This window comes from Rhizobium sp. SRDI969, from assembly GCF_025152725.1.
In the GTDB taxonomy this organism is placed as follows: domain Bacteria; phylum Pseudomonadota; class Alphaproteobacteria; order Rhizobiales; family Rhizobiaceae; genus Rhizobium; species Rhizobium leguminosarum_I.
Window position 1 is genome coordinate 2,236,145 of the sequence record NZ_CP104035.1, and the last position, 14,943, is coordinate 2,251,087.

The window sequence follows — 14,943 nt, forward strand, 5'->3', positions numbered from 1 at the left end:
CTTCGATGCGACGCACTTTATTTAGGGCTCGCTTCGTCCCCATCCATCATGAAAGACGAGTTCCTCAAGCGGCAGCCGCTGCCGCCAGCCTTTGACGGAGAGTTCCGGCTCGTCATAGAGCCGATCGACGAAACCGGCACAGAGCCAGGCGACCACCTCGATATGCTCGGGTATGCCGAGAATGCTCTTCAGGTCGCCTTCATGAAAGATGCTGACCCAGCCGACGCCGACCCCTTCCGCCCGCGCGGCAAGCCAGAGGTTCTGGATGGCGCAGACTGTGGAATAGCTATCCATCCTCGGATTGTGCGTACGCCCCAGCACCACGCTGCCGCCGCGGGTGGGATCGCAGGTCACGCAGATCCCGAGCGGCGCCTCCGTAATGCCTTCGAGCTTAAGCGAACGATATGCCTGCCGCCGTTCGCCTTCGAACATCAGCGCCGCCTCCTCGTTGGCGCTGGCAAAGGCATTCCGGACGCGCGCCCGCACAGTCGGGCTTTTCACCAGAATGAAATTCCACGGCTGCATGAAACCAACCGACGGCGCGTGATGGGCGGCCGTCAACAGACGCTCCACGACATCGTCTGGCAAGGGATCAGGCAGGAACTGGCTGCGAACGTCGCGCCGCGTCATGATCGCATGATAGACGGCCTCGCGTTCGGCCAAGGAAAAACCGGACGCCGCCGAAAGGGCATCCTCATCAAAGGGTCGCATCGTCAAATCCCCAACAACGCAACCGCCCCGCCGTCCGCGCGGATCGGTCTATCTAGCCAGGCCGGTCTTCTGACTGGGCGTCATCCGTCTGCCGCAGCCTTCCCGGCAAGAAGCCAGTGGCGTGATAAGCGGCAAACGTCGGCCTTACAGCGTTGGGCACGTTCCGGCTTTGCACCGGATTCCCGATTCTCCCGCCTTACCGGCGGGCACCTGACGGCGCATCTATTTCAGGAAAGCGCGGCGGCGGCAAGGCGGCCCGCACGCCGCCGACACGCTGCATGGCCTTCGGCGATGTCGATGACGCCGACAGCAGCCAGGCAACCGCGATCAATGCCGTTGCCCAGCGTATCTCCATCCCTCCACCGTCCAGCACGATACGACAGTACCCGCCGGTTCGCTGGGCTTGGCGCCCGCAGGCGCCAGGGTGAAACGACCCGCATGTACCCCAGCACCATTCTACTTTATGATTTATTCACACATCAAATACACACTGCGTTTACGCGTTTTGGGTTGCTATCAGGACATGGGCATGAGGGCTCATGATGTGACCGTCAGCGTCGATGCCCGTATTGATACGCCAGTCCGGAACATGTCCGACTGAGCCGCAATTCTAGGCCGCCGCGGAATGTTCCAATTTTTGAAAACGATGCCTCTGACCGCCAAGCTGGCGGCGATTATCGTTGCCGTGAACCTCTGCGGCATTTCCGCTTTCGCCACCTATACCTGGATGTACGAAACCCGGGCCTTGATCGATGGCGCCAAGGCGAACTGGTCCAAGGATGCCGAGCAATTTGCCTCTCTGGCAGCGGGCGGCGTGAAATGGGGGAAGGCGAACGCCGTTCGAGAGGCTTATTCGCTCTACCGCGACGACCCCTCGCTCGATCTCGTGCAGTTTGCCGCATTCAACGCCGAACCTGCCGCCGTCGATACCTGGGCGCGCGATGGCGTCAGTGGTTTGCCGGCACCAACCGATCTGGCGAAGAGCCTGAGCGCGAAACCGGAAAAGACGACCATCGATGACGGTAGAATATCTGCCGGCGTCGTGACGATCATCGCGCCGCTCCCGCTGGATAAGTCGGGCAAGGCCACCGGTTACGTCGTCACGAACTGGTCCGTCGAAAAAATCGCTTCCGAAGTCAGGCAGAAAGTTCTCATTTCGCTGCTCACGCAGTCCGCGATCACCGCCATAGCCGTCGTTGCCTTCCTTCTCGCCATGCGCAGCCTCGTTGGCCGGCCCATCAGGATCCTCAGTGAGAGAATCAGCGCGTTGCAGAAAGGCGACCTGGCCTCTCCCGTCACCTACAGGGAAAATGGCGACGAGATCGGCTTTCTGGCACGCGCGTTGGAAGTCTTCCGCCACGAGGCGATTGCGAAGGTCGAGAGAGAGCAGGCCGCTGCCGAGCAGAGCGCTTCGCTCGACGCCGAACGGGCGCGCAATGTATTGTTCACCGAAGAAGCCAGCAACACCCAGCGGCTGGTCATGACCTCTCTCGCAAATGCATTGGAAAAGCTTGCCGCCGGCGATTTCTCGATACAATTGGCCGATCTCGGTCCCGAATTCGATAAATTGCGGCAGGATTTTAACAACATGGTCGATGCGGTCGCGGCCGCTCTGACAGAGATAAAGACCGCTTCCGTGGCGGTTGAAACCGGCTCCAGCGAGCTGGCGAACTCCGCGGATCAACTCGCCAGGCGGACCGAGCAACAGGCAGCAGCATTGGAACAGACCGCTGCGGCACTGGATGAGGTGACCACCACGGTCAGAACATCGTCGCAACGGGCTGAAAATGCCGGGCAGTTGGTCGAGGAGACAAAGCGGAGCGCTCATGTCTCGGCGACGGTGGTGCGCGATGCAATCGGCGCGATGGACCGGATTCAAACCTCCTCGAGCCAGATCGGCCGCATTATCGGCGTCATCGACGAAATCGCCTTCCAGACGAACCTGCTGGCGCTGAACGCCGGTGTCGAGGCGGCGCGCGCCGGCGAGGCCGGCAAGGGTTTTGCTGTTGTCGCGCAGGAAGTGCGTGAACTCGCTCAGCGGTCGGCAAATGCCGCAAAGGAAATCAAGAACCTGATCAACGTATCCGGCCAGGAAGTTGCCGCGGGCGTCGGGCTGGTGAACGAAACCGGTGACGCCCTGCTGAAGATCGAGGAGCAGATCAACCGCATCAGCGATAGCATCGCTTCCATCGTCCAATCCTATCGCGAACAGGCGACGGGCCTGCAGGAAATCAACAGCGCAATCAACCAGATGGATCAGACGACACAGCAGAACGCGGCAATGGTCGAGGAAACCAACGCGGCTTGCCACGAACTGCTGTCGCAAGGACGCCTGCTGCAGGACTCGGCCGGCAGGTTCGTGGTCGGTGGGTCTACCGCCAGCCAGCCCAAACCCGTTCAAGCCGCCCGCCAAGCTCGTCCCGAGCCCAGAGCCGTCATGCAGCGTCATGCAGGCAATGCCGCCGTTGCCGCTGCTCCCGGTGCCTGGGAGGAGTTTTGACGTCGCCTGCATCCGATAAGCCTTAGTTCTCAGCAACCTATAATCAGGAAGGAAACGCTTATGAAGAAAATCGTGCCCGCATTTCTTTTGGCCTGCACCGCATTTGCCATGCCCGTGGGCGTATCCATGGCACAGGATGCCAAGCTTGCCCCGATCTCCGACTACGTGACAAGCGATGTAAAGCCCTGGCTTAACGACCCCGCCATCATCGAGGCTATCAAGGCGCAGAACGCTGCCAACGCCAATCTCAATGCTGCTGATGTCGACGCCCTTGACAAGAAGTGGCGTGCCGAAGTCGATGGCTCAGACCACTCGATGATCGATGGTGTGCTCAACAACGCACTGTCGAAATTCCTTCAGGGGAAGAAGGAGGCTTCCGGCGGCAAGATCACGGAAATCTTCGTCATGGATACAAAAGGCCTGAATGTCGGTCAAAGCGACACCACATCGGATTACTGGCAGGGCGACGAGGCCAAGTTCCAGAAGTCCTTCGGAGCCGGCAAGGACGCCGTCTTCGTCGACGAGATCGAAAAGGATGAGTCGACCCAGACACTGCAGTCGCAGGCAAGCGTCACGATATCAGACGACAAGGGAACACCGATCGGCGCCATCACCGTCGGCGTGAACGTCGACGCCCTGTGATCTCAGGAACTGAGTCTTCTGGAACAGTGCGAACGACCGTCGCCCGGAAGCATCTTTAGGGCGACAGGTTTAAACAAAGCTTAGAGCGCGTCGCCTGCACGAGATCGAGTGCGACGCGCTTCTTGCCTCGCCGGGGGGTCTCCCTTCCGCAGAAGCCGTTGCCATCTCGGGGAACGCCGGATTTTCAGGCAGAAAATTCTGCGTGACAACGCGTGGCCGTGACACTACATACCTCTCATGTCGATCACATCAATCTGCGCCTCGCGATTTTATTGGTACCGCTACTCTCAGCGGATGCGGGTCCATGCGTAACTGAATTCGACGCGACGACAACCCGAACAGCCGCTAGTCTACCTGGCGGTTTTTTTGTTCCGCCGGTATGACCAAACAGGAGCCATACCGTGTCTGATACCATTGACGATCTGCGTATCGTCGAAATCACCCCGCTGACCAAACCCGCCGATATCATCGCGGAAATTCCCCGCAATGCTGATGTCAGTAAGACCGTGACCAGTAACCGTGATGCGATCCATAAGATCCTGCAGGGCGAAGACGACCGGCTGATCGTCGTCATCGGCCCCTGCTCCATCCACGATCCCGTTGCCGCCAGGGAATATGCCGAACGGCTGGCGGAACAGCGCCGCCGCTTCGCCGGCGATCTCGAGATCGTCATGCGCGTCTACTTCGAAAAACCCCGCACGACCGTCGGCTGGAAGGGCCTGATGAACGACCCGCATCTCGACGGCAGCTACCGCATCGAGGAAGGGCTGAGGATTGCGAGACGCCTGCTGCTCGATATCAATGCCATGGGCCTTCCGGCCGGCTGCGAATTCCTCGACACCATCACGCCGCAATACATCGCCGATCTCGTCAGTTGGGGCGCGATCGGTGCGCGCACGACCGAAAGCCAGGTCCACCGCCAGCTTGCCTCCGGCCTTTCCTGCCCGATCGGCTTCAAGAACGGCACCGATGGTGGTGTGCGCGTCGCGCTCGACGCCATCCTCGCCGCCTCGCAGCCGCATCACTTCCCGGCAGTGACCAAAGACGGACAGGCAGCAATCGCCTCGACGACAGGCAATGAGGACTGCCACATCATCCTGCGCGGCGGTAAGCGGCCAAACTATGAGACGGCCGATGTCGAATCCGTCACGAGCGAAGCCGTCAAGCTCGGCGTGGCCCCGCGCATCCTCATCGATGCCAGCCATGCCAACAGCGGCAAGGACCCGATGAACCAGCCGCTCGTCGTCAGATCCGTTGCCACCCAGATTGCCTCCGGAAATAGCGACATCAAGGGCATGATGATCGAAAGCAACCTCGTCGCTGGCCGCCAGGACCTCGTTCCCGGCAAGCCGCTGGTTTACGGCCAGTCCATCACCGACGGCTGTATCGACTGGGATATGTCGGTGGCGACGCTGGAAGACCTGGCGCAGTCCGCCCGCGCCCGGCGCAAGGCAGCCGTCGCAGCCTGATAGTCAGCATTAAACGCAGCGGGCAGAAACCCGCCGCCCATTACAGGGCGGTGGGGGCAACCCGGTTATCTCACGGTACGCCGATGGCGACACTGCCGCTGGCTGTGACCGCCAGTTCATGCCCATTCATCCCAACGAGCCACAGCCGCCAAATGCAGGTGTCTGATGATGGAGCGACCAGATGGGCCGACACAGGCGCATATTTCGCGGGCACGTCATTTGTCGTCGGAGCCGGCTTGGTCGGAAAATACCTTCGTGGAGACGGCTATCAACGGTGCTCAATCGATCGTCACCACTACGCCGGTGCTCGGGCCTGTCGTCGCATTCGTGGCGCTGGCCGCAATGCCGCTCGCGATGGGCGCTAAGTTCGCCGCAATTGCCAACAGCGAGGTCGGCTATAACAATTACTATGGCGCTGCTGTTGGTACCGGTAGGCTGATTGGAACCAAGGCCAATATCAGATTTCTCGTCCAATCATCCGCGAAGTCGCCGATCCCCAAGCAGCGTGGGGTTACTAACCCACCGCCCCGCCATCATGGGCGGAGCTCGGGACCGGATCACCGGCACGCGGAATAGGAGTAGATTTAATAGAGCCATGGATGCATTGAATCGGGCTCGTGTTCAGTCGCGACCCTGTAATAGGTACGCATGTCGTCGCGCTCTTTTTCGTAAGTCCACTTCAAGCCCCATCTGCATTCTTCCGTCATGCACTCACGGCTCTTCGATCCGAACATATCGAGTTGAAATGCCTCGCCATTGATTTCGCCGGTAATCGAGCCGGTTTTCCCCTTATCCTTCGATATGAGTTCAAACGCCCCTGCTCGACCATCCAGACAGTAGATCTTCCCGCGGTAGGTTCGCTCGCCGGTCTCAAGCTTCCAGAAATTCGTCTTCACCTGCGATACGCTGTAGCGACCCTTGCATTGCTGCCTTTCGGCCGAGCCGATCTCAATCGTCCCCCCCATCTCCTCACTCTCGTCCCTCGCAGTCACCTTTCCGAGCACCGGAGTACCCGTTGCGAGGTAGCTTCCCTCGACGCCACGGACAAAAAGATATGAACAACCTGCGAGCGTGAAACCCATTGCCACCAAGGGGCCGGCGACCGTGAAACCACGCAGCGTCCACGCGCATCTCAAGACAGCCAGCAAGTCTATACCTCCAGGTTCATCCTCATGTTCGCGGATGCCAAAAGAGCGGGTTGGAGCATTGGGCGTCGTTACCAGCCAGAATAGCGCTGATATTCAGGTCACAATATTTCCCCCACAATTAGGAAGATGAATAAATGCCACAGCTCATCTTGAAATAGAATACCCCGTCCGCTTCGGCAAGTTACACGAAACTAGAGGCAGCTACTGCAATCAAACTTGGGAGCCCCAATCACCCACCCCTCAAAAGCGTGCGCATCAGCAATTCGAAGATGAGGCCGGGCGCGACGTTGTTACTCACACTGTGACGTGAAATCCTGCCGAATAAACTTTTTCGATAGGGGACGCATGCCTGTAAAAACTCTTCCATCTCCACCTTGGTGGAGAGTAACGATTGCGTTGATCGTAGTTCCCTAAATCGCGTCCTTCGCATACGCTGTTTACAGCCCACTGTATCAGGGCCTGCCGGATATGACCGAGCGCGTTATCCGAACAACTCAGGCCGTCGCGCTCATTGGTGCGTATCCGCCAACTGCTGTGTTGGGGATTCCATTGCTATGCTACTTCAGGCGACGTGTAGGGCCGCCCCTTGCAAATTGCGCGATGGTTGGAGCCTTTGTTGCGACCTTCCCCTGGATGTGCCTAGTTGTATTTTTCGGCCCTGACGAGGCTTATGCTGGTGACCACATCACTTACCAAAACGGCATGATGACATGGTGGGGATTGCTAGAGACCGTCAAATCGCTCGCAGTGACAGCTGTATTCGGCTTTGCTGCTGGTGGCCGCAGCTGGCGTTAAAAGACAGCCCGTTTCTGAAACGATTCCAAGCAAAGTGTTCGAGTAGGCGGTCTCTCGATATCATCAAATACCCACCACCCCATCATAAAATGGCGGTGCGTCAGTCTCAATATCTCACCGGAAAATACCTGGCATAGGCGAATTCCTCGCCATCAGGAGACCAGCAGGGCACATTGATCGTGCCCTGCCCGCCGAAAAGCTCGAACAGCGTCTTCAGATTGCCGCCATCCATGTCCATCAGCCGCAGCCGTACGTCGAGATCGCGCGGATGGTCGAACACCGAAGGGTCGTAGGACAGGATCAGCACCTTGTCATTGGCAGGCGATGGATGGGCGAACCAATTGCCCTGATTGTCCGATGTCACCTGCTCGAGCCCGGTGCCATCGGGATGGATGCGCCAGATCTGCATCAGCCCGGTGCGGCTGGAATTGAAGTAGATCCATTGGCCGTCAGCCGACCAGTCCGGCCCGTCATTGCGTCCCTCGCCATGCGTCAGCCGCGTTTCGGCGCCGCCATCGACGGAGATGGTGTAGATATCGAAGAGGTCGTCGCGGATGCCGCAATAGGCAAGCTGGCGCCCGTCCGGCGACCAGCCATGCCAGTAGGATGGCAGGTTCTGCGTGATGAGCCGCGGCGTGCCGCCTTCGATCGGCAGGAGATAGATCGCCGACTTGCCGAATTCGCTCTTGTCGGAGATGACAATTTCAGTCCCATCGGGCGAAATGCCGTGATCATTGTTGCAGTTGACGGCAAAGCCGGTATCGACCGTGACCACGTCGCCGCCATCGAGCGGGAGGCGATAGAGCAGCCCGTCGCCGTTCATGAGCAGGTAGGAACCATCCGGCGAGAAGTTCGGCGCCTCCACCAGCCTGTCCGTCTGCCAGACCTCGCGGGCCCTGCCCGTCCTGACATTGTAGATCTCAACCGAGCTGCGCATGTTTCCTCCCGAAAATCTTGCAACGCCGCGCATCTTTCCAGACGCAGGACGCCGTAACGCTTTGAATTGCTGCCGTCAGCGATCTCGATTGCGTTAGCGATCCCGAAAACGGTTGGTGATCGGATAACGTCGGTCCCGGCCGAAATTCTTTTTGGTGATCTTCACGCCGGGCGCCGATTGCCGGCGCTTGTATTCGGCGAGATAGAGCAGATGCTCGACCCGGTGAACGGTCGCGACATCATGGCCGCCCGCGACGATCTCCTCGACCGCCATCTCCTTCTCGACCAGGCATTCGAGGATATCGTCGAGCACGGGATAGGGCGGCAGCGAATCCTGATCCTTCTGGTCGGGCCGCAGTTCGGCCGACGGCGCCTTGTCGATGATATTCTGCGGGATCACCTCGCCCGACGGCCCCAGCGCATCCGGCGGCACGTTTTCGTTGCGCCAGCGGGAAAGCGCATAGACCTGCATCTTGTAGAGGTCCTTGATCGGGTTGAAGCCGCCGTTCATGTCGCCGTAAAGCGTGGCGTAGCCAACCGACATTTCCGACTTGTTGCCCGTCGTCACCACCATCGAGCCGAACTTGTTCGAGATGGCCATCAGGATGACGCCGCGCGCCCGGCTCTGCAGGTTCTCCTCGGTGATGCCGCTGCCCGTGCCTTCGAAAAGGCTGGCGAGCGCACTGCTGAAACCCGTCACCGGCTGTTCGATCGGCACGATGTCGTAGCGGCAGCCGAGCGCCTTGGCGCAATCGGCCGCATCCTTCAGCGAATCCTCGGAAGTATAGCGATAGGGCAGCATGACGGTGCGCACCCGCTCCTCGCCCAGCGCATCGACGGCGATTGCCGCACAGATCGCCGAGTCGATGCCGCCGGAAAGGCCGAGCACCACGGTTTTGAAGCCGTTCTTGTTGACGTAGTCGCGAAAGCCGAGCAGGCAGGCGCGGTAATCGGCCTCCTCGCTTTCAGGGATATGCGCCATCGGCCCTTCGTCGCAATGCCAGCCGCTTTCGCCGCGCTTCCATGTCGTCACCGCTAGCGCCGTCTCGAACTGGCTCATCTGGAAGGCAAGCGACTTGTCGGAATTGAAGGCGAAGCTCGCCCCGTCGAAGACGAGTTCGTCCTGGCCGCCGAGCTGGGCGGCATAGATCAGCGGCAGTCCGGTCTCGATCACCTGCTTCAGCACCACCTGATGGCGGATATCGACCTTGCCGCGATAATAGGGAGAACCGTTCGGCGACAGCAGGATCGCGGCCCCGCTTTCGGCCAGCGTCTCGCAGACGCCGAGATCGCCCCAGATATCCTCGCAGATCGGAATGCCGATGCGCACGCCGCGGAAATTCACCGGCCCCGGCATGGCGCCCTGGTCGAAGACGCGCTTCTCGTCGAACTCGCCGTAATTCGGCAGGTCGATCTTGTCGCGCACCGCGATCACCTTGCCGGCGTCGAGCACGGCGACCGAATTGTAGCGGCCGGTCTCGTCCTGCCGGGGAAAGCCGATGATGACGCCCGGCCCGCCATCGGCGGTATCGGCCGCGAGAGTCTCGACCGCCTTCCAGCAGGCGCGAATGAAGGCGGGCTTCAGCACCAGATCTTCAGGCGGATAGCCGGAGATGAAAAGCTCCGTCAGGACGAGCAGATGCGCGCCCTCCCGTCCCGCGTCAAAACGCGCCTCGCGCGCCTTGGCGAGATTGCCGGCGACATCGCCGACCGTCGGATTGAGCTGGCCGATGGCGATGCGGAAAATATCAGAAAGGGCGTTTTCCTCTGTCATGTCATTTGTTTAGCCTGCGCCTTTCGCGACCGCAACATGTTGGTGCCAAAAGCGGCGCCCCGCGGTGACGAAATTTTTATGAACGGATTGCGCATGGCGCCACGCGGCATTGATGCGCATTGCAATTTACCTCCGGAGCGGAATACTTGCGCCGGAAGCGACCGCATCGATAACGGGTATCGGAAACAGGCCATGTCTAATCTCTCGGAATTCGTGCACCATCATTTCGACAAACCGGCCGACGAACTCGGCGACGTCGAAAAGCGCGTGCTGGCGAAAGCGCACCAACGCAAGGTCATCTCGACCGACGTCAACGCCGCCTTCTCAGCCGAGGCCTCCTTCGGCGAGCGTATCGCCGACAGCATCGCCCGCATCGGCGGCTCCTGGTCTTTTATCATCGCCTTCTTCGTCTTCCTCACCGCCTGGACGGTGATCAACACCATCATTCTGGTGAGCGGCGCCTTCGACCCTTATCCCTTCGTCTTCCTGAACCTGATCCTGTCGATGCTCGCCGCCATCCAGGCGCCGATCATCATGATGTCGCAGAACCGCCAGGCCGAACGCGACCGCTTCGAGGCCGCCAAGGATTACGAGGTCAATCTCAAGGCCGAGCTCGAAGTGCTCTCTCTGCACCAGAAGATCGACATGCGCGTGCTGACCGAACTGACGGCGCTGCGCGAGGACGTTGCCCGCCTCAGCGCCGAATTCGCTGCCAAGGGCTAAACCGGATTCACCGCATATTGCGGCAGGCCATCTGTTATCTCGTAGAAATCGCCCTTGTCGGCACAGTAGATATGATGGCCGAAGGCCAGGCCGCTCGGCGTGTCGAAGGCGCCTGCCATGACCGAAACTTCCGCCGATCCGTCCGCCTGCCAGAACAGCGCGGAGCCGCAATTGGAGCAGAAGCCGCGCTGCGCCTCTTCGCTCGACCGGTACCAGCGGACCGCCTCAGTGCCATCAACCGAAAGAGCCGCGCGGGCCACGTTGACCGCAGCGTAGTAAAACCCCGTCTGCCGGCGGCATTGCGAGCAGTGACAACCGACGACAGGTCCTGGCTTCGTCGTCGTCGAAAATCGCACGGCGCGGCAAAGGCAGCCGCCTGTATGCCGTTCGGTCATGGTCGCCCTCCCGTTTATGACGGGATGTTGCCGCCGATCGCCCGCGGCGTCAAATCCATTCCGTTCAACGAAATCATCAAAAATCTTGAGGGTCGTCGACCTTGTGCATATTTGGCCGGAGCGATTACCCCTGTTGCTGGTCGACAACACCCGCAGGGCTCTTCGCATCACAGCATTGAATCGACCACCATTGTCGGCGATACTTATGGAGCAATTCATCCGACCCTCGGGAGACTGACATGAGAGCGATCCTGTCCGAACAAAACATCCCCCACAAGGACATTCAGCTTCATGAACATTTCGTTCTCTCGCGCGAGGAAAAGCTCGCGACCTCATAATCGCTTCCCGAAACTCTTCCGCGACGACGCGAATGCCGCAGACCGCAGGCGGCGCTGGTCGCGCATGCGCAAATTCCTCTCCTACTATCGCCCGCATCTGCCTTTGCTGCTGGCGGATCTGCTTTGTGCCATCCTCGTCGCTGGCACGGCGGTTGCCTTGCCGCTCTGCGCCAACATCGTCACGAGCCGTCTTCTCGCTCTGCCCGATGCGCCGCAGGCCTTCGCACAAATCCTTGCGATGGGCGGCATCATGTTGGCCGTTCTGGCGGTCCAGATCGTTGCCATCTTCTTCGTCGACTATCGCGGCCACGTGATGGGCGCCCGCATCGAGGCCATGGTGCGGCAGGAACTCTTCGAGCACTGCCAGAAGCTCTCGTTCAGCTTCTACGACCAGCAGCGCACCGGCCAGTTGATGAGCCGCATCACCAATGACAGCCTGTGGCTGGGCGAGCTCTTTCACCACGGCCCCGAGGATCTTTCCATTGCCGTGCTCAAATATGGTGGCGCCATGCTGGTGCTGTTCTTCATCGATCCGCCATTGGCGGCCCTGATCCTGTTGCTCACCCCGGTGGCGGTGGCCTATGCGCTCTATTTCAACCGGCGGATGAACCGCGCGCTCGAAGCCAGCAAACGGCAGGTCGCCGCCGTCAACGAGCGCGTCGAGGATGCTCTTTCGGGAATTCGCGTCGTCCAGTCCTTTGCCAACGAGGCGCTGGAGAAGGAACGTTTCGCCGAGCAGAACCGGCGCTTCCTGCAAAGCCGCGCCGAGGGCTATCGCAGCGAGGCCTGGTTTTCGGTCGGCACCGAAACTTTCGCCCAGCTCATCACCATAATCGTTATCGTCATCGGTGGCCTGCGCATCCTGACGGCGGAACTGACCGTCTCCGATATGCTGACCTTTCTGCTCTGTGTCGCCGTGCTGGTCGATCCGGTGCAGCGGCTCGCCAATTTCGTGCGCCTCTGGCAGGAGGGCTACACCGGTTTCATCAGGGCCATGGAGATCCTGGAGATCGCCCCCGATATCACGGACCGGCCGGCCGCCCGTCCGATGCCGGCGCCAACGGGCGAGATCCGTTTTTCCGACGTCGCCTTCGGCTACGAGGGCGATGGCCCGCGGGTGCTCGAGCAGCTATCGCTCACCATCGCCCCCGGGGAGTTCGTCGCCCTGGTCGGCCCCTCGGGGGTCGGCAAGAGCACGCTTTGTTCGCTGATACCGCGCTTCTACGATGTCGAGGCTGGCGCGATCCGTATCGATGGCACCGATATCCGCGACGTGACGCTGACTTCGCTCCGCCGCCATGTCGGCGTGGTGCAGCAGGATGTCTACCTCTTTGCCGGCACGGTGGCGGAAAACCTGCGCTACGGCCGGCCGGAGGCCAGCGATGCCGAACTGGAAGCGGCCGCGCGCGCGGCCAATGCGCACGACTTCATCATCGCCCTGCCTCAGGGCTATGACACCGATATCGGCCAGCGCGGCGTCAAGCTCTCGGGCGGTCAGCGACAGCGCCTCACCATTGCCCGTGCCTTCCTCAAGAATCCCCAGATTCTGATCTTCGACGAAGCGACCAGCGCGCTCGACAACGAAAGCGAACGGGCGGTGCAGCAGGCACTGCTCAGCCTGGCAAGCGGGCGAACCACCCTGGTCATCGCTCACCGCCTGTCGACCGTCCGCCACGCCGACCGCATCCTGGTCCTGACGGCTGATGGCATCGTCGAACAGGGCACCCATGACGAGCTGATGGCGCAAGACGGCGTCTACGCCAACCTGCACAGCGTCCAGGCGAGTATATGAGCGTCTGTGTCAGCCCCTCATACGCCTGCCGGCACCGACCAGGGTCGAGCCACGGGTCTCGACCCGTCCTTCGGACCCCCGTAAACGGGCGAAGGGACATGCCGCGCCCGCTTCCCCCAAACTCGACGCTGCGTTTGGTACGTCCCCTCGCCCCGTTTACGGGGAGAGGGCTAGAGGGGCAGCTATCAACAAAAACCCGGCATCGCGCCGGGTTTTTTGTCATTCATTTCAGACTGATCTCAGCCGTTGGCGACCATGCGCTTTTCGTCGCGCCCGCCCTTCATGCGCTCGGCAAGCAGGAAGGCAAGCTCGAGCGCCTGGTCGGCGTTGAGGCGCGGATCGCAATGCGTGTGGTAGCGGTCCTGCAGGTCTTCTGCGGAGACCGCGCGGGCGCCGCCGGTGCACTCGGTCACATCCTTGCCGGTCATCTCGATATGGATGCCGCCCGGATGCGAGCCTTCGGCGCGGTGGATCTGGAAGAAGCTTTCGACTTCCGACAGGATCCGCTCGAAGGGACGGGTCTTGTAGTTGTTGAGCGTGATCGTGTTGCCGTGCATCGGATCGCAGGACCAGACGACCTTGCGGCCCTCGCGCTCGACGGCGCGAATGAGCTTCGGCAGGCTGTCGGCGACCTTCTCATGGCCGAAGCGGCAGATCAACGTCAAGCGTCCGGCCTCGTTGGCAGGATTCAGGATGTCGATCAGTTGCAGCAGGTCGTCGGCCTGCAGCGACGGGCCGCATTTCAGGCCGATCGGGTTCTTGATGCCGCGGCAATATTCGACATGCGCATGGTCCGCCTGGCGCGTGCGGTCGCCGATCCAGATCATGTGGCCGGACGTCGCATACCAGTCGCCCGAGGTGGAATCGACACGGGTCAGCGCTTCTTCGTAGCCGAGCAGCAGCGCCTCGTGGCTGGTGAAGAAATCGGTCTCGCGCAGAGCCGGATGGTTTTCCGAGGTGATGCCGATCGCCTTCATGAAATCCATGGTTTCGCTGATGCGGTCGGCAAGCTTGCGGTAGCGCTCGCCCTGCGGGCTGTCCTTGACGAAGCCGAGCATCCACTGGTGCACGTTTTCGAGGTTGGCGTAACCGCCCATCGCAAAGGCGCGCAGCAAGTTCAGCGTCGCCGCCGACTGGCGATAAGCCATGGCCTGGCGCTCTGGGTTCGGAATGCGCGACTCCTCGGTGAATTCGATGCCGTTGATGATGTCACCGCGATAGGCCGGCAGCGTGACGTCGCCCTGCTTCTCGACATTCGACGAACGCGGCTTGGCGAACTGGCCGGCGATGCGGCCGACCTTCACAACCGGCAGTTGCGCGCCGAAGGTCAGCACGACCGCCATCTGCAGGAAAGCCCGGAAGAAATCGCGAATATTGTCGGCACCGTGCTCGGCGAAGCTCTCGGCACAGTCGCCGCCCTGCAGCAGGAAGCCGTTGCCTTCGGCGACATTGGCGAGATGCTTCTTCAGGCGGCGCGCTTCACCTGCAAAGACAAGTGGCGGATAGCTGGCGAGCGTGGCTTCCGTTGCCGCCAAAGCGGCCGCGTCGGGATAGTCGGGAACCTGCAGGATCGGTTTTTGCCGCCAGCTGCTCGGGGTCCAATTGTCTGCCATCTCACTCACCTGTTCTCACATCCATACCTCAGGATGCTCTCAATATGCGGCGGCTTATAGACCTTTAGATCCGGCTTGCAAAGACCAATCGCCGACAGTTGTCGCCT

General features: G+C 60.7%; 13 protein-coding genes and 1 riboswitch. Of the genes, 6 read left to right on the forward strand and 7 right to left on the reverse strand.

Translation table 11 applies throughout. The features are described 5' to 3' along the window. Positions 1 to 21: 21 nt before the first annotated feature. On the reverse strand, positions 22 to 711 hold the full coding sequence (gene bluB, locus N2A41_RS11260) for a 5,6-dimethylbenzimidazole synthase (protein ID WP_170261020.1): 690 nt from the start codon (positions 709 to 711) through the stop codon (positions 22 to 24). 42 nt (positions 712 to 753) lie between these two features. Continuing rightward, a riboswitch (cobalamin riboswitch) is annotated at positions 754 to 940 on the reverse strand. Continuing rightward, positions 908 to 1,066: a hypothetical protein gene (locus N2A41_RS11265; RefSeq protein WP_222385171.1), complete on the reverse strand. Its 159-nt coding sequence runs from the start codon at positions 1,064 to 1,066 to the stop codon at positions 908 to 910. It overlaps the preceding riboswitch by 33 nt. 270 nt (positions 1,067 to 1,336) lie before the next feature. Here N2A41_RS11265 and N2A41_RS11270 point away from each other — a divergent pair, with 270 nt between their 5' ends. The 4 genes from N2A41_RS11270 (at position 1,337) to N2A41_RS11285 (ending at position 5,898) form a co-directional block, all read left to right on the forward strand. After that, the gene (locus N2A41_RS11270; RefSeq protein ID WP_222385172.1) at positions 1,337 to 3,211 is read left to right on the forward strand and encodes a methyl-accepting chemotaxis protein; all 1,875 of its coding nucleotides are present in this window, start codon (positions 1,337 to 1,339) and stop codon (positions 3,209 to 3,211) included. Between the two features lie 60 nt (positions 3,212 to 3,271). Beyond that, on the forward strand, positions 3,272 to 3,853 hold the full coding sequence (locus N2A41_RS11275; RefSeq protein ID WP_222385173.1) for a hypothetical protein: 582 nt from the start codon (positions 3,272 to 3,274) through the stop codon (positions 3,851 to 3,853). Between the two features lie 401 nt (positions 3,854 to 4,254). Next, positions 4,255 to 5,322 carry a 3-deoxy-7-phosphoheptulonate synthase gene (locus N2A41_RS11280; RefSeq protein ID WP_260110954.1) on the forward strand — a complete coding sequence of 356 codons (1,068 nt, stop codon included), beginning with the start codon at positions 4,255 to 4,257 and terminating at the stop codon, positions 5,320 to 5,322. A 165-nt stretch (positions 5,323 to 5,487) separates the two neighbouring features. Beyond that, entirely contained in the window at positions 5,488 to 5,898 is a 411-nt protein-coding gene (locus tag N2A41_RS11285) for a hypothetical protein (RefSeq protein WP_260110955.1), read from the forward strand. Positions 5,899 to 5,906: 8 nt separating this feature from the next. Here the strand turns inward: N2A41_RS11285 and N2A41_RS11290 are convergent, their stop codons facing one another. The 3 genes from N2A41_RS11290 to N2A41_RS11300 form a co-directional block, all read right to left on the reverse strand. Continuing rightward, complete coding sequence (locus N2A41_RS11290; RefSeq protein WP_260110956.1) at positions 5,907 to 6,470, reverse strand: hypothetical protein; 564 nt, start codon at positions 6,468 to 6,470, stop codon at positions 5,907 to 5,909. Between the two features lie 901 nt (positions 6,471 to 7,371). Beyond that, positions 7,372 to 8,202: a TolB family protein gene (locus N2A41_RS11295; protein WP_260110957.1), complete on the reverse strand. Its 831-nt coding sequence runs from the start codon at positions 8,200 to 8,202 to the stop codon at positions 7,372 to 7,374. Positions 8,203 to 8,295: 93 nt separating this feature from the next. Then, entirely contained in the window at positions 8,296 to 9,975 is a 1,680-nt protein-coding gene (locus tag N2A41_RS11300; RefSeq protein WP_222385177.1) for an NAD+ synthase, read from the reverse strand. Between the two features lie 192 nt (positions 9,976 to 10,167). On the opposite strand from N2A41_RS11300, the gene N2A41_RS11305 reads away from it, so the two are divergent. Next, on the forward strand, positions 10,168 to 10,698 hold the full coding sequence (locus N2A41_RS11305; protein ID WP_222279334.1) for a DUF1003 domain-containing protein: 531 nt from the start codon (positions 10,168 to 10,170) through the stop codon (positions 10,696 to 10,698). On the opposite strand, the gene N2A41_RS11310 is transcribed toward N2A41_RS11305, so the two are convergent. Further along, complete coding sequence (locus N2A41_RS11310) at positions 10,695 to 11,093, reverse strand: GFA family protein (RefSeq protein WP_222385178.1); 399 nt, start codon at positions 11,091 to 11,093, stop codon at positions 10,695 to 10,697. The genes N2A41_RS11305 and N2A41_RS11310 overlap by 4 nt on opposite strands. A gap of 291 nt (positions 11,094 to 11,384) precedes the next feature. On the opposite strand from N2A41_RS11310, the gene N2A41_RS11315 reads away from it, so the two are divergent. Then, positions 11,385 to 13,223, forward strand: coding sequence for an ABC transporter ATP-binding protein (locus tag N2A41_RS11315; RefSeq protein WP_260110958.1), 1,839 nt, complete (start codon positions 11,385 to 11,387; stop codon positions 13,221 to 13,223). A gap of 239 nt (positions 13,224 to 13,462) precedes the next feature. Here N2A41_RS11315 and N2A41_RS11320 read toward each other — a convergent pair whose 3' ends face one another. After that, on the reverse strand, positions 13,463 to 14,836 hold the full coding sequence (locus N2A41_RS11320; protein WP_017964553.1) for a class II 3-deoxy-7-phosphoheptulonate synthase: 1,374 nt from the start codon (positions 14,834 to 14,836) through the stop codon (positions 13,463 to 13,465). Positions 14,837 to 14,943 lie beyond the last annotated feature (107 nt).

What these genes read in the sequence shown, in the direction of transcription:
- N2A41_RS11295 (WP_260110957.1), bottom strand. Translation starts at nt 8,202, where the DNA reads ATGCGCAGCTCGGTTGAGATCTACAATGTCAGGACGGGCAGGGCCCGC.
- N2A41_RS11300 (WP_222385177.1), bottom strand. Translation starts at nt 9,975, where the DNA reads ATGACAGAGGAAAACGCCCTTTCTGATATTTTCCGCATCGCCATCGGC.
- N2A41_RS11285 (WP_260110955.1), top strand. Translation starts at nt 5,488, where the DNA reads ATGATGGAGCGACCAGATGGGCCGACACAGGCGCATATTTCGCGGGCA.
- N2A41_RS11305 (WP_222279334.1), top strand. Translation starts at nt 10,168, where the DNA reads ATGTCTAATCTCTCGGAATTCGTGCACCATCATTTCGACAAACCGGCC.
- N2A41_RS11270 (WP_222385172.1), top strand. Translation starts at nt 1,337, where the DNA reads ATGTTCCAATTTTTGAAAACGATGCCTCTGACCGCCAAGCTGGCGGCG.
- bluB (WP_170261020.1), bottom strand. Translation starts at nt 711, where the DNA reads ATGCGACCCTTTGATGAGGATGCCCTTTCGGCGGCGTCCGGTTTTTCC.
- N2A41_RS11320 (WP_017964553.1), bottom strand. Translation starts at nt 14,836, where the DNA reads ATGGCAGACAATTGGACCCCGAGCAGCTGGCGGCAAAAACCGATCCTG.
- N2A41_RS11310 (WP_222385178.1), bottom strand. Translation starts at nt 11,093, where the DNA reads ATGACCGAACGGCATACAGGCGGCTGCCTTTGCCGCGCCGTGCGATTT.
- N2A41_RS11265 (WP_222385171.1), bottom strand. Translation starts at nt 1,066, where the DNA reads ATGGAGATACGCTGGGCAACGGCATTGATCGCGGTTGCCTGGCTGCTG.
- N2A41_RS11315 (WP_260110958.1), top strand. Translation starts at nt 11,385, where the DNA reads ATGAACATTTCGTTCTCTCGCGCGAGGAAAAGCTCGCGACCTCATAAT.
- N2A41_RS11275 (WP_222385173.1), top strand. Translation starts at nt 3,272, where the DNA reads ATGAAGAAAATCGTGCCCGCATTTCTTTTGGCCTGCACCGCATTTGCC.